The organism is Cryobacterium sp. CAN_C2, from assembly GCF_015751745.1.
Classification (GTDB): Bacteria; Actinomycetota; Actinomycetes; order Actinomycetales; family Microbacteriaceae; genus Cryobacterium.
The window spans coordinates 136724-149588 of sequence record NZ_JADOUX010000005.1; the positions used below are offsets into that span (position 1 = coordinate 136724).

At 65.9% G+C, this 12865-nt stretch carries 7 protein-coding genes and 1 pseudogene; 6 read left to right on the forward strand and 2 right to left on the reverse strand.

The features are described from left to right. Both IWX77_RS06305 and IWX77_RS06310 read left to right on the forward strand, forming a co-directional pair. A complete protein-coding gene (locus IWX77_RS06305; protein WP_196843663.1) occupies positions 1-984 on the forward strand; it encodes an amino acid ABC transporter permease in 984 nt (327 codons plus the stop codon). Between the two features lie 23 nt (positions 985-1007). Further along, positions 1008-1760, forward strand: a complete 753-nt coding sequence (locus IWX77_RS06310) for an amino acid ABC transporter ATP-binding protein (protein ID WP_158252828.1) — start codon at positions 1008-1010, stop codon at positions 1758-1760. A gap of 50 nt (positions 1761-1810) precedes the next feature. On the opposite strand, the gene hrpA is transcribed toward IWX77_RS06310, so the two are convergent. Then, positions 1811-5950 carry an ATP-dependent RNA helicase HrpA gene (gene hrpA / locus IWX77_RS17010; protein WP_327012084.1) on the reverse strand — a complete coding sequence of 1380 codons (4140 nt, stop codon included), beginning with the start codon at positions 5948-5950 and terminating at the stop codon, positions 1811-1813. 157 nt (positions 5951-6107) lie between these two features. On the opposite strand from hrpA, the gene IWX77_RS06325 reads away from it, so the two are divergent. The 4 genes and pseudogenes from IWX77_RS06325 to IWX77_RS06340 all read left to right on the forward strand — a co-directional run bounded on the left by IWX77_RS06325 (position 6108) and on the right by IWX77_RS06340 (position 11885). Further along, positions 6108-6941, forward strand: coding sequence for an aldo/keto reductase (locus IWX77_RS06325; protein WP_196843664.1), 834 nt, complete (start codon positions 6108-6110; stop codon positions 6939-6941). Positions 6942-7057: 116 nt separating this feature from the next. Next, a pseudogene (gene pnuC / locus IWX77_RS06330) lies at positions 7058-7660 on the forward strand (nicotinamide riboside transporter PnuC); the annotation flags it as partial. 48 nt (positions 7661-7708) lie between these two features. Next, complete coding sequence (locus IWX77_RS06335) at positions 7709-9787, forward strand: thioredoxin domain-containing protein (RefSeq protein ID WP_196843665.1); 2079 nt, start codon at positions 7709-7711, stop codon at positions 9785-9787. 301 nt (positions 9788-10088) lie between these two features. Next, on the forward strand, positions 10089-11885 hold the full coding sequence (locus IWX77_RS06340) for a stealth family protein (protein WP_196843666.1): 1797 nt from the start codon (positions 10089-10091) through the stop codon (positions 11883-11885). Here the strand turns inward: IWX77_RS06340 and IWX77_RS06345 are convergent. Continuing rightward, on the reverse strand, positions 11815-12753 hold the full coding sequence (locus tag IWX77_RS06345) for a phosphodiesterase (RefSeq protein WP_196843667.1): 939 nt from the start codon (positions 12751-12753) through the stop codon (positions 11815-11817). The two genes, IWX77_RS06340 and IWX77_RS06345, sit on opposite strands and share 71 nt — an antisense overlap. Positions 12754-12865 lie beyond the last annotated feature (112 nt).

A 12865-nucleotide genomic window follows, 5' to 3' on the forward strand; every position in this document is an offset into this window, starting at 1 on the left:
ATGACTGACACGGCCGTGCACTCCGACAAGACGGAGCCCGGAATCAAGGCGATCCGCCTGCGCCACCCGTGGCGTAACACCTTCGCGGTCGTGTTGCTCATCATCGTGGCGCTGTTCATCGCTGACGCGGCGATGCGGCCGGCCTACAACTGGCCGGCGGTTGGCAAGTACCTGTTCGACCAGCGCATCTCACAGGCGGCATTTGTCACCCTGCAGCTCACGGTGTATTCGATGGTCATCGCGATCATTCTCGGTGTCGCCCTGGCCATCATGCGACTGTCACCGAACCCGGTGGTCAACAGCATCGCCTGGGTCTACCTCTGGGTGTTTCGTGGTACCCCGGTCTACGTTCAACTGACCTTCTGGGGGCTGATCGGCACGATCTACCAGTCCATCGACATCGGGCTGCCGTTCACCGAACCGTGGGTGTCGTTTCCGACCCGGGTGGCGCTGAGCGCGTTCATTCTCGCGATCGTCGGATTGGCCCTCAACGAGGCCGCTTACATGGCAGAAATCGTGCGCGCCGGCCTACTCGCGGTGGACAGCGGGCAGGAAGAGGCCGCGACGGCGCTCGGCATGAGTTGGTTCCAGACGATGGTGCGCGTGGTCATTCCCCAGTCGATGCGGGTGATCATTCCGCCGGCGGGCAACGAGGTCATCTCGATGCTCAAGACGACGTCACTCGTAACGGCTGTTCCGTTCACGCTCGAGCTGTACACGCGCTCCCGCGATATCGCCGCCGTCACTTTCGAGACGGTGCCGATGCTCATCGTCGCGTCGATCTGGTACCTGTTCTTCACCTCCATTCTCATGGTCGGCCAGTACTTTCTGGAGAAACGGTTCGCCCGCGGCATCGGTGACCGTCGTCCCGACAAGAAAGCGGATGACGCCACCGCCGCACTGACGGGCGTCACCCCGGTAATCCGCGGCGGTCAACCCACTGCCGTGCTACCGCCTACCGACCCACACAAGGGAGAACGCTGATGAGTACAGTTATCGACGCCCCCATGGTGGTCGCCGACCGCGTTTCCAAGAGTTTCGGCTCCAACGAGGTGCTCAAGAGCATCTCGCTCGAGGTCAAGCGCGGCGAGGTCATGTGCCTGGTGGGGCCCAGCGGCTCCGGCAAGTCCACTTTTCTGCGCTGCATCAACCACCTCGAGGTTGTGTCGGCCGGGCGCCTCAGCGTCGACGGTGAGCTGATCGGCTACCGCGAGGCCAACCACAAGCTCTACGAGATGCGACCGAAAGAGGCCGCTCGGCAGCGCCGTGACATCGGCATGGTGTTTCAGCGCTTCAACCTGTTTCCGCACATGACCGCGCTACAGAACGTGATGGAAGCGCCCATCCGGGTCAAGGGTCTCTCCAAGGCCGGGGTCGAAGCCAACGCTCGCGCCCTGCTCGCCCGGGTCGGCCTCGCCGAACGTGCCGACTACTACCCGGCTCATCTCTCCGGCGGCCAGCAGCAGCGGGTCGCGATCGCGCGCGCCCTGGCGATGGAACCCAAGCTCATGCTGTTCGACGAGCCCACGAGTGCGCTCGACCCCGAGCTCGTCGGCGAGGTACTGGATGTCATGCAGGGCCTGGCCCGCGACGGCATGACCATGATCGTCGTTACCCACGAGATGGGCTTCGCTCGCGAGGTCGCCGACTCGCTCGTCTTCATGGACGGCGGCGTCGTCGTCGAGAGCGGCGTACCCACCGAGGTGCTCGCCAACCCCCAGCACCACCGCACCCAGGCCTTCCTCTCCAAGGTTCTCTGACCTGCACCGGACCCGGGCCCACGTGCATAAGGTGGGCCCAGGCGCGTGACCTACCCGGCGAGCACCTTCTGGATGCGCTGCAGCGAGACCGACTCCGCCGCCTTCAGCTCCTGCGCGAACAGGCTGATACGCAACTCCTCGATCATCCAGCGGGCGCGCACGACGGGCGCCGCAGCATCCGCTTGGAGTGGCATGGTGCCACCGGCATTCTCGAACCGGGTGGTGGCGGCCTGGGTTTCATTCATCCAGACTCGGTCGCGGCTGGGATTGTCGACCAGTTTCGGCACGCGCGCGCTGACGCCGCCGAGGTAGCGCGGCAGGTGCCGCAGCTGGGCGAGTCCGGTGGCGCTGACGAATCCGGGGTAGACCAGTGCGGTGAGCTGTTGGCGGGCGTCGCTGATTCCGGGTAGCAACGCCATACTGGTCGCGGCCTTCAATGCCTTGTCAGCGGTGCGGCTCGCGGTGAGAATGCGCGCGACCAGGCCAACGGTTTCGAACATGGAGTCCATCACCACCCCAGACACCCGGTCGCGAATGGTGTCAAATTCCGCTTTCATGAACACCTGCCCGTCGGGGCGTACCCGAAAGAGCACGTCGTCGACCGCGGCGGCGAGGCAGTCTTCGAACAGAGCCTGCGTGGTCTTGTAGGGGCTCGTCGCGAGGCTGAGTTTCTCGGCAGCGGTGAGGTGCTGCTGCACATACGCGGCTGGTGATGGTGTCGCGAGCAGCAGCAGCCGACGCACGCCGCGGGGTAGCGCGCGGGCCTGCTCCAGCTCGGTGCTCATCATGCGAATGGAAACGGATGCCCCATCATCGACCAGCGTCGGATACCCGCGAATCGTGTTGTCGCCCTGCGCGGTACCGCCTAATTTCGTGTCGAGAAAGCGGGGGAGTTCGCCGAGATCCCAGGTAGTGATGCCGCTGCGCTCGATTGCATTGCTGGGCGTCGCGGAGTTGGTCGCCTTCGCGACGCTCTCCCGCACCCGAGTGCCGAGCCGTCGCTGCAGGTCGGCGAGGTCCTTGTCAGCGGCAACCGTGCGCCCGCGCTCGTCGGTTACGACGAAGGTCATGCGCAGGTGTGAGGGAACGCGGCCGAGCTCGAAATCGAGCGCCGTCACCGGCACATAGGTGAGCTTCTGAATGAGGGCGGCGAGGGTCTCGGCGAACGAGGCCTCGGGTGCCGGCACCTGATCAAGTTGTCGAGCGTGTCGAGACACGACAATGCCGGGCTCGCCGGGCAGTTCGTCGAGCAGTCGTGCTGCCCAGTCGGCCGCGGGAACGACGTTGCGCCGGATGCTCTTGGGTAGCGATTTGATCATGGCGGTCACGAGCTCGGCTCTCAGGCCCGGCACCTGCCAGTCGAAACCGTTCGGCGAGAGGCGGGCGAGCAGAGCGAGCGGAATCCGCACGGTCACGCCGTCGTCGTCTTCGCCGGGCTCGAAGCGGTAGCCGAGGCTCAGACGCTGGTCGCCCTGCTGCCAGCTCGGCGGAAAGAGCCCCTCGTCGATCTCGGGGGAGTCCTCGGCGACGAGCGCCTCGGCGGTCATGGTGAGCAGGTCGGGCGTGTCGAACCGGGCCGTGCGCCACCAGCCCTCGAAGCTCTTGGTCGATGACACGTCGGCCGGAATGCGGCGCTGGTAGAAGTCGAAGACAGCCTCATCATCGAAGAGGATGTCCCGGCGCCGGGTGCGCTCCTCCAACTCGGCGAGTTCCTCCCGCAGCCGGGCGTTGGCCCGCTCAAACGCCCACATGCCGGGGTCGCCCGTCTGGCCAGGCCGACCGCCGCGGCTCGCGCTGCTGCCGCCGGCCGGTGCGCCGTCCGATCGGCCGGAACCGCGCCCGCCCGAGGCGGTGTCGCCGTCGACGGAGATGCTGACGCGCTCGTTGCGTGACGGGCCAGGGCCGCCACGATCTGCTTCCCGCTCAACCGGGGACGATTGCGGTCTTGAGGCGCGGTCCCACTCGCCCTCGACGAGCGCGTGGCGAATGAAGAGCTCGCGGGCATAGGCCGGGTCGATGCGGGAGAACTGCACTCGGCGGCGGGCCACGATCGGCACACCGTAGAGGGTCACGCGTTCGTAGACGACGGCGGCGCCCTGCTTCATTTCCCAGTGCGGTTCGGAGTAGCTTCGCTTGCACAGGGTGCCGGCGAGCGGTTCGGCCCAGGCCGGGTCGACGACCGCGTTCATGCGTGCGAACAGTCGGCTGGTCTCGACCAGTTCGGCGCTCATGACCGCGTTGGGCTGTTTCTTGGCCAGGGTCGACCCGGGAAACAGCACGAAGCGTTGCTGGCGGGCACCGACGTAGTCCTTCTTGGCGACGTCTTTGAGCCCGATGTGTGAGAGCAGCCCGGCGAGCAGCGACCGGTGCACGCCGTCGGGGTTCGCGCTCGGCTCACCGAGGTGCAGGCCGAGCGGCTTGGCGAGCTGGCGCAACTGGCGTAGCACGTCGTGCCATTCGCGCACCCGCAGGTAGTTGAGGTACTCGTTCTTGCACAGTCGCCGAAAGGCACTCGAGCCCAGTTCGGACTGCTGTTTTTCGAGGTAGTTCCAGAGGTTGAGCAGGGTGAGAAAGTCGCTCGTGGGGTCGGCGAACCGGGCGTGAAACTGGTCGGCCTGGGCGCGACGTTCCAGCGGGCGTTCCCGTGGATCCTGAATGGTGAGCCCGGCGACGATCGCCATGACTTCTCGGCTCGTGCCCTGCGTCTTAGACTCGATCACCATGCGGCCAAAGCGCGGGTCGATCGGCAGCTGCGCGAGCTGTTGGCCGATGCGGGTGAGGCGCGGGGTGGCCGGGCCAGTTGCGGTGGCCGGCGTGGCGATATCCGTTGCGGTGTTGCTGGCACGCGCCGCGCCGCGCCCGCTCCTGGTACGCCCGGCGCCCTCAGCCTCGATGGCGCCGAGTTCGGCGAGCAGGTCGAGGCCGTCCTTGATGTTGCGGGAGTCCGGTGGGGTCAGAAACGGGAACGAGGCGATGTCGCCGAGGCCGAGCGAGATCATCTGCAGAATGACGGCGGCGAGGTTGGTGCGCAGAATCTCCGGCTCGGTATACTCCGGTCGGCGCATATAGTCTTCTTCGGAATACAACCGAATTGCGATACCGTCGCTGGTTCGCCCACTGCGGCCACTGCGCTGGTTGCCCGAGGCCTGCGAGATCGCTTCGATCGGCAGTCGTTGCACCTTGGAGCGCACGCTGTACCGGCTGATGCGCGCGGTTCCCGCGTCGATGACGTAGCGGATGCCCGGCACCGTCAGGCTGGTCTCGGCGACGTTGGTCGCGAGCACGATGCGCCGTTTGACCCCCGCCACGGTCGATGGCTGGAACACCCGGTGCTGGTCGGCCGATGACAGGCGGCCGTAGAGCGGCAGCACTTCGGTCGGGTTGCGGCTGGCCGAGGAGGCGTACTTGCCCTGCAGCGCGTCGGCGGCGTCGCGAATCTCGGTCTCGCCGGAGAGAAAGACGAGCACGTCGCCGTTCGATTCTCGTTCGAGCTCGTCGAGAGCCGCGGTGATGCCCTCGATGTAGTCGCGGTCGACCGGGGGAGCGGCATCCGTGGTGTCGTCATCGTCGTCGATGCCGGGCTCGGCCACGAGCGGTCGGTAGCGAATCTCGACCGGATAGGTGCGTCCGGACACCTCGACGACCGGTGCCGGGGTGCCGTCGGCGGCCGCAAAGTGCTTTGCAAAACTGGCCGGGTCGATGGTGGCCGAGGTGATGATGAGCTTGAGATCGGGGCGCTTGGGCAGCAACTGCCGCAGGTAGCCGAGCAGAAAGTCAATGTTGAGGCTGCGCTCGTGCGCCTCGTCGATGATGATCGTGTCGTATTTGCGCAGCATGCGATCGCGGTGAATCTCATTCAAGAGGATGCCGTCGGTCATCAACTTAATGCGGGTGTCAGTGCCGACCTTGTCGGTGAATCGCACCTGGTAGCCGACCAGTTGGCCGACCTCCTGGCCGAGTTCCTCGGCGATGCGCTCGGCAATGGTGCGCGCGGCGAGCCGGCGTGGCTGGGTGTGGCCGATGTTCTTGCGGCCGAGTTCGAGACAGATCTTGGGCAACTGGGTGGTCTTGCCCGACCCGGTCGATCCGGCGACGATGACGACCTGGTTGTCGCGGATGGCGCGGGCGATGTCGTCCCGACGCTGGCTGACCGGCAGTTCGGGCGGGAAGGTGATATTCAGCGTTTCCATGAAGTGTCAATGTTACTTCGCCCTCATCCGTGCCGTGAAAGCACGCGCAGCTGGCCTGCTGGCCTGCTGGCCTGCTGGGGGCGTTGGCGTTTTCGCGGTCAGTGAACATTGAGTGCGGGGGGAGGTAAGCCGAGAATCGGGCTAATAGGGTTGGTGCATGACGAAATCTGTACCCACCATCACCCTCAACGACGGCCACACGATTCCGCAGCTCGGTTTCGGCGTGTTCAAGGTCGAACCCGATGAAACCACCCGCATCGTGTCCGACGCGCTCTCGGTCGGCTACCGCCACATCGACACCGCCGCCATCTACGGCAACGAAGAGGGCGTGGGCACGGCGCTTGCCGCCTCGGGCATCGACCGCTCCGAGCTGTTCATCACGACCAAGCTCTGGAACGACCGTCAGGGCACCGAGAGCGCCTTCGACGCGTTCGAGGAGAGCCTCGAGAAGCTCGGCCTCGACTATGTTGACCTCTACCTGATCCACTGGCCGGCCCCGGCGAATGACAAGTTCGTCGAGAGCTGGAGGGCCCTCGAAAAGATTCAGGAGTCCGGCCGCACCCGCTCCATCGGAGTCTCCAACTTTCTGGTGCCGCACCTCGACCGCCTGCTGCACGAGACGAGCATCGTTCCCGCTGTCAACCAGATCGAGCTGCACCCGGCGCACCAGCAGCCCGAGGTCGCAGCGTTTGCCCGCGAAAACGGCATTGACATCGAGGCCTGGGGTCCCCTCGGCCAGGGTAAGTATCCCTTGTTCGAGGAGCAGGTGATCGCGGATGCTGCCGACACGCACGGCAAGTCGCCCGCGCAGATCGTCATTCGCTGGCATCTGGAGGTCGGCAACATTGTGTTCCCCAAGTCGAACCGGGTGGAGCGCATGGCGGAGAACTTCAACGTGTTCGACTTCGAACTCACTCACACCGAGGTCACCATGATCTCCGCGCTCGAGCGCTCCGGACGGGTCTCGGCCCACCCCAACGAGGTGAACTAGCCCGCAGCATCCGCTTGTATCGAGTGGCCCCGCAGACTGCCCGTCTGTCGGAGCCACTTTTTTTCCGGGCACCGGCGTACATTGGAATGCGCGGCGTTTGATAAGGCGCGGGCACGCGCGAGGTCGTCGGCAACGCCTTCGGTATTGCGAGCGCGGTCGGTGGCATGCGCCGTAAGATCTGGGCATGGCCGGTGGGGATCGTCGGTAACGCGCTGCTGTTCACGGTGTTTCTGGGTGCTGTGTTCGGCACACCCAACCCGGTCAACCTGCTCGGCCAGGCCGGCCGTCAGATCATGTTCATCGTCGTGTCGGTTTTCGGCTGGGTGCGATGGCAGCGCAGCCGCGACTCAACGGTGCACATCGCCGTCGCGCCACACTGGGCCGGCAACCGCACCCGTATCCTGCTCGTTCTGGGCCTGGTCGCCGGCACCCTCGTACTCACGCCCATCTTTCGCGCTCTTGGCTCGTTCGAACCGGTCTGGGCGGATGCCTGGATCTTCACCGGTTCCCTGCTCGCCACCTATGGCATGGCCAAGGGCTGGACCGAATTCTGGCTGGTCTGGGTGGCCGTCGACGTGGTCGGTGTGCCCCTGCTGATCAGCGCCGGCTACTATGCCTCCGCCGTGCTCTACCTGTTCTATGGAGCCTTCACCCTCGTTGGATTCCTGGTCTGGGTGCGAGTACAACGCCGGCAGGACGCACTTTTCGGCGCTGTCTAGCGGCAGGTTCCGCTCGCCCCTCCCTGCAGTTTGGCAGCACAATGGAGCATGCCCAACCGACTTGCCGACGCCATCAGCCCCTACTTGCGAAGCCACGCCGACAATCCGGTCGACTGGTTCGGCTGGGGCGAGGATGCGTTCGTTGAAGCACACGAGCGGGATGTGCCCGTGCTTGTGTCGATCGGGTATTCGACCTGCCACTGGTGCCATGTCATGGCCCGGGAAAGTTTTAGCGACCCGGCAATCGCCGAGTATCTCAACGCCCACTTCGTCAGTATCAAGGTTGACCGCGAGGAGCACCCCGATGTCGACGCGAGCTACCTCGCCGCTGCGAGTGCCTTCACCGACGGACTCGGCTGGCCGCTCAACGTGTTCGTCACGCCCGACGGGCAGGCGTTTCACGCGGGAACGTACTTTCCGCCGGTCGCTCTGGCGGGGCATCCATCGTTTCGTGATGTTCTGACCGCGGTGACGACGGCCTGGCTCAGCCGCCGCGCCGAGGTGACGGCCGGCGCCGCGCGGGTGGCTGAAATGCTCAGCGAGTCGGCGCGCGACCTCGCCGCGGGGGCAGCGCCTGGCGCCGCAGGCTCCGCGACTGGTGCGCAGCCCGGCGCCGATGCGCTCGACCGCGCTGTCGCCGAACTGGTCGGGTATGAGGACGCCCGGTTTGGCGGCTTCGGCGGCGCGCCGAAGTTTCCGGTGGCCCCGGCACTCTCCTTTCTGCTCGGACACGGTTCTCTGCTGCGACACGGGGACGGGAACGCCCGCAGCGCCAAGGCCGCCGGCGGGCAGAGCGACGACGGACCGACCCTCGCCCTGCGCACCCTCAAGCTCATGGGCGCATCACCGCTGCGGGACCCGATCGAGGGCGGCTTCTTTCGCTACGCGGTCAACCGCAACTGGAGCGACCCGCACTACGAACGCATGCTCTACGACAACGCCCAGCTGCTCAGCCTGTACACGCGCGCCTGGATGCTCACCGGAGCGGCCTGGGCTCGCCACGTCGCAGAGGGAATCGCCCGCTTTCTCTGCGACGTGATGCAACTGCCGGGCGGCGGGTTCGCGAGCGCCCAGGACTCCGAGAGCACCGTCGACGGCCAACGAGTCGAGGGCGGCTACTACGCACTCGAACAGAACGACCGCCTCCGGCAGGCCCCGCCGGCTCTCGACGAGAAGGTGCTGACCGGCTGGAACGGTCTCGCGATCCAGGCTCTCGCCCGAGCCGGCTTCGCCTTCAACCAGCCCCACCTCGTTGACGCCGCCCGCCGCGCAGCAAACTATCTGCGCGAGCACCACGAGCGCGCCGACGGCACCCTCGTCCGCGCGTCGGTTGACGGACCTGCCTCCGGCGGCCGCACCTCCAACGCGAAAGCCACGCTGGAGGACTATGGCATGTACTCACGGGGTCTCCTCGAACTCGCACTCGTCACCGGCGACGTGACCTACGCCATCCAGGCTCGTCACCTGCTCGAGAGCACACTGTCGGGCACCACCGACCGGCCCGTCGCGCCGACCCTCGTGCCGGCGGCAACGCCCCGGGGTGACGTCGCCGGCCCGGCTCTATCCGCCGCCACGACCGCGGCACCCGCCTTCCGCCCGCCGCACGGCGCAGATCCGGTGCTCACCGCGCAGGGCCTGGTCAGCGCCGTCGACCCCTCCGAGGGCGCCTATCCGTCCGGACTGTCCGCCACGGCCGACGCTGCCCTGTTGCTGCACTTCCTCACCGGCGACGACCGTTATCGGCGGGCGGCGCAGGCCGGCCTCGGTCCGGTCTCCGCCCTCGCGCCCGACCGTCCGCTCGCGTTTGGCGCTGCCCTGCGCCTGTTCGATGAGCTGGGGGGCCCGATCGAGCAGCTCGTGATCGTCTCGCCCGACCGGCCCGGCCCGTCAACCCCACCGGTCGCCACCGCGTACCCCGTCACCCTGCAGGACCTGGCCCGACGCCACCCGGCGGGAGTCGTCGCATCCGTTTCAGAATCCCAGGCCGGGGCGTTCGCCGCCGCCGGATTCGACCTGTTCGCGGCACGCACCGCACCGAGCGGCCAGCCCACGGCCTACCTCTGCCGTGACTTCGTCTGCCGATTGCCGATCACCGACCCGGCAGAACTGTCGCCGCTGCGTTCTTGAGCGAGATTGCCGCTGAACAGCAACAATCGGGCCGAGAAACGGATGCCGCAGCATTCGTTTCGCCGGCGCCGACCGGTCGATCAGTGGGCGCAGCAAATTACCGACATCGGGACGTAGACTGACTACGAGCGCCCACGGCGTTTCACCGAACGCCAGTCGCCCATTGAGAACTTCGTCACTTCTCGACAAGATCGTCGCTGCGAAACACACTGAAGCATCCACGCCGACGCAGTCGGCCGCACTCCTCGGGTTCAGCCCTGGCCGGCCCGCGATTGAGTGCTCCACTTTTTCAAGGAGGACCATGGCGACACGCGATATTCCGGACGCACAAGCGGATGTTTCCGACCGGGGTCACTCCGATACGTTCGGTGGCGATATCTTTGGCACCGACGCCTTTCGCCCCGACTCTGTGGGTTACGACTCGAGCGAGCCGGAACCCCCGACCAACACCGGTTTGATCCCGACCCTGTCGCTCAGCGGTGAGCCCGAGTTGGTGTTGATCACACCGGATGCCCGCACCCGCCGGTTTGACCGCGACGACCTTGTCGTGCGGAAGGGCGAGATTGCCCTCATCAATGGTCACTACACGCCGCACGAGTCCATGGTGAAAGACCTCGTCGCAGTGTACGACGCCCTCACCAACGCCGGCGTCGACTTTGTGCTCGTGCGCGGCGACCACAACCGTCCAGTCATCGCCGTGGACCGCAAACGGCGCAAGGAAATAACCAAGGTTCTCGCCACGGCGTTCGCCAACGAGCCCTTCTACGCCAAGCCCTTGGACGGCAACGTGAGCCAGCCGTTTCTGCTCGCCGACGGCGCGCTCACGGCGCTGCGCAAGTCTTCCGTTTTTCGGGTCTACCGGCCGCGCATCGAACCGATCGGTCGCCTGCGCTACGGCGCCCAGACCGCGTTCCAATTTGAGCTGTGGCGGTTCGGCGAAGACGAAATCATCGCCCCGGTCGAAAATGCCCTCATGCGCACCCGGCTGCCGCGCTCCGAAGCCCGCGAGACCACGATCGACCTGTACGGGCGCACCTGGCTGACCCTGCAGAACATGTTTGATGACCTGGCCAGCGACGTCTCCTTCGACATCGATCTCGTGTTCAGCTGGGTCGACGGCTCGAGCGACGAGTTTCAGCGGGAACGTGCCAAGCGTATGAAGGCCTACGTTGTCGGCGAAGGCGACGATTCCGACGCCCGTTTTCGGCAGATCGACGAGCTCAAGTACGCGCTACGCAGCGTGTACATGTTCGCCCCGTGGATTCGACGCATCTTCATCGCCACCGACTCGCCCGCGCCCGAGTGGCTCGCCGAACACCCCCGCGTGACCATCATGCGCAGCGAAGACTTCTTCGTGGACACGAGTGTGCTGCCCATTCACAATTCGCACGCCGTAGAAAGCCAGCTGCACCACATTCCCGGGCTGGCGGAGCATTTTCTCTACTCCAACGACGACATGTTCTTCGGCCGTCCTGTCGGTCCCGAGCTGTTCTTCTCGCCGGGCGGAGTGACCAAGTTTGTGGAGGCATCCACTCGTATCGGTCTCGGCGAGAACGACCCGACCCGCAGCGGTTTCGAGAACGCCGCCCGCGTGAACCGGGCGCTGCTGCGCGGTCGATTCGGCAAGGTCACCACCCGGCACCTGGAGCACACGCCGGCACCGATGCGTCGGAGCGTGCTGCTGGAACTGGAGCGGGAGTTTCCCGAGGACTTCAGTCGCACCGCGGCGAGTCGTTTTCGTTCGGCGACCGACATCTCGGTCACCAATTCGCTCTACCACTACTACGCCTTGATGACCGGTCGTGCGGTCGCGCAGACACAGGCGCACTCGCTATACATCGAGACGACCCTGCGCATCGCCCTGCGGCAGATGAATCACCTGCGCAAGCGTCGCGACCAGGACATGTTCTGCCTGAACGACGGCAGTCACCCGGAGATTTCGACCGAGGTGCGCCGCGGTGCGGTCACCGAGTTTTTGGAGCTGTACTTTCCGATCGTGGCGCCGTGGGAACGGACCAGTGTCGCAACTAGTGCAGAACCGGGATCGGCCTGGTCATTGGCGGCTCGCGCAATGCAGGCAGAGTTTCCGACGGCTTGATCTCGACGCCGGAAGCGCGCAGTCGACGCGCGCTTTCGGCGGCATCGACATAGTCGAGCGTCGGATAGTGGCCGAGCGGCACCACGGAGTGCAGCACGGTGCCCGGGTAGACGTGCACGAGGTTGAACGCGCGGGCGCCGTCACGACCGAGGGTCCCTCCGACGGGAACGTTGAGGTCCTGCGTGTAGCAGGTCGCCGACGACACCGACACAGGAATGCCGGCGAACACCGCCATTGACGAGTAGTGCAGGTGTCCGGCGATGATGCTACGCACGTCCGTGCCGCTCAGGACCGCGGCCAGACGGTCCTGATCGCGCAGTTCCACCGCGGTGGCGAGGTCGAGCACGCTCGGGATCGGTGGGTGGTGCATGGCCAGAATCGTGCCGTCCGGTGCCGGCACACGCAATTCGTCGGCGAGCCAGAGCAACTGCTGGTCGGACACCGCGCCGTGGTGGTGGCCTGGCACCGAGGTGTCGAGCGTAATCAGACGCAGACCATTGAGGTCGTACGACCGGTCAACGGGAGCTTCGCTCGGCAGTTGATCGAGCAGTTCGGCGCGGAACGCCGAACGGTTGTCGTGATTGCCCATCACCCAGATGACGCGGGCGCCGAGCCGGGCCGCCGCGGGTTCGACGATCTCGCGCAGGAGCTCGTAGGCGCCCGGCTCACCCTTGTCGGCGAGATCGCCGGTGAAGACGATGGCTTGGGGGCGGGCGCCGGAGGCCTCAACCTCGGCGAAGAGTTCGGCCAGATGCGCTTCACCGTTGACGCTGCCATAGAGCTTCGAACCCCCCGCCAGCAGGTGGGTGTCGCTCAGGTGTAACAAGAAGTGGTCCGGCCGGGGGTACTCAGCCGTTCGAATGCTCACGGAGCGTCCATTCGTTTGTCGCGGGCGTGCTCTGCGGGCATGCCGTCACGATGATTGAGCCTATTCGATCAGAAGTTCTTGAACAACGGGTGTACGCCACGCATCAATCGTG

What these genes read in the sequence shown, in the direction of transcription:
- IWX77_RS06305 (WP_196843663.1), top strand. Translation starts at nt 1, where the DNA reads ATGACTGACACGGCCGTGCACTCCGACAAGACGGAGCCCGGAATCAAG.
- IWX77_RS06310 (WP_158252828.1), top strand. Translation starts at nt 1,008, where the DNA reads ATGGTGGTCGCCGACCGCGTTTCCAAGAGTTTCGGCTCCAACGAGGTG.
- hrpA (WP_327012084.1), bottom strand. Translation starts at nt 5,950, where the DNA reads ATGGAAACGCTGAATATCACCTTCCCGCCCGAACTGCCGGTCAGCCAG.
- IWX77_RS06325 (WP_196843664.1), top strand. Translation starts at nt 6,108, where the DNA reads ATGACGAAATCTGTACCCACCATCACCCTCAACGACGGCCACACGATT.
- IWX77_RS06335 (WP_196843665.1), top strand. Translation starts at nt 7,709, where the DNA reads ATGCCCAACCGACTTGCCGACGCCATCAGCCCCTACTTGCGAAGCCAC.
- IWX77_RS06340 (WP_196843666.1), top strand. Translation starts at nt 10,089, where the DNA reads ATGGCGACACGCGATATTCCGGACGCACAAGCGGATGTTTCCGACCGG.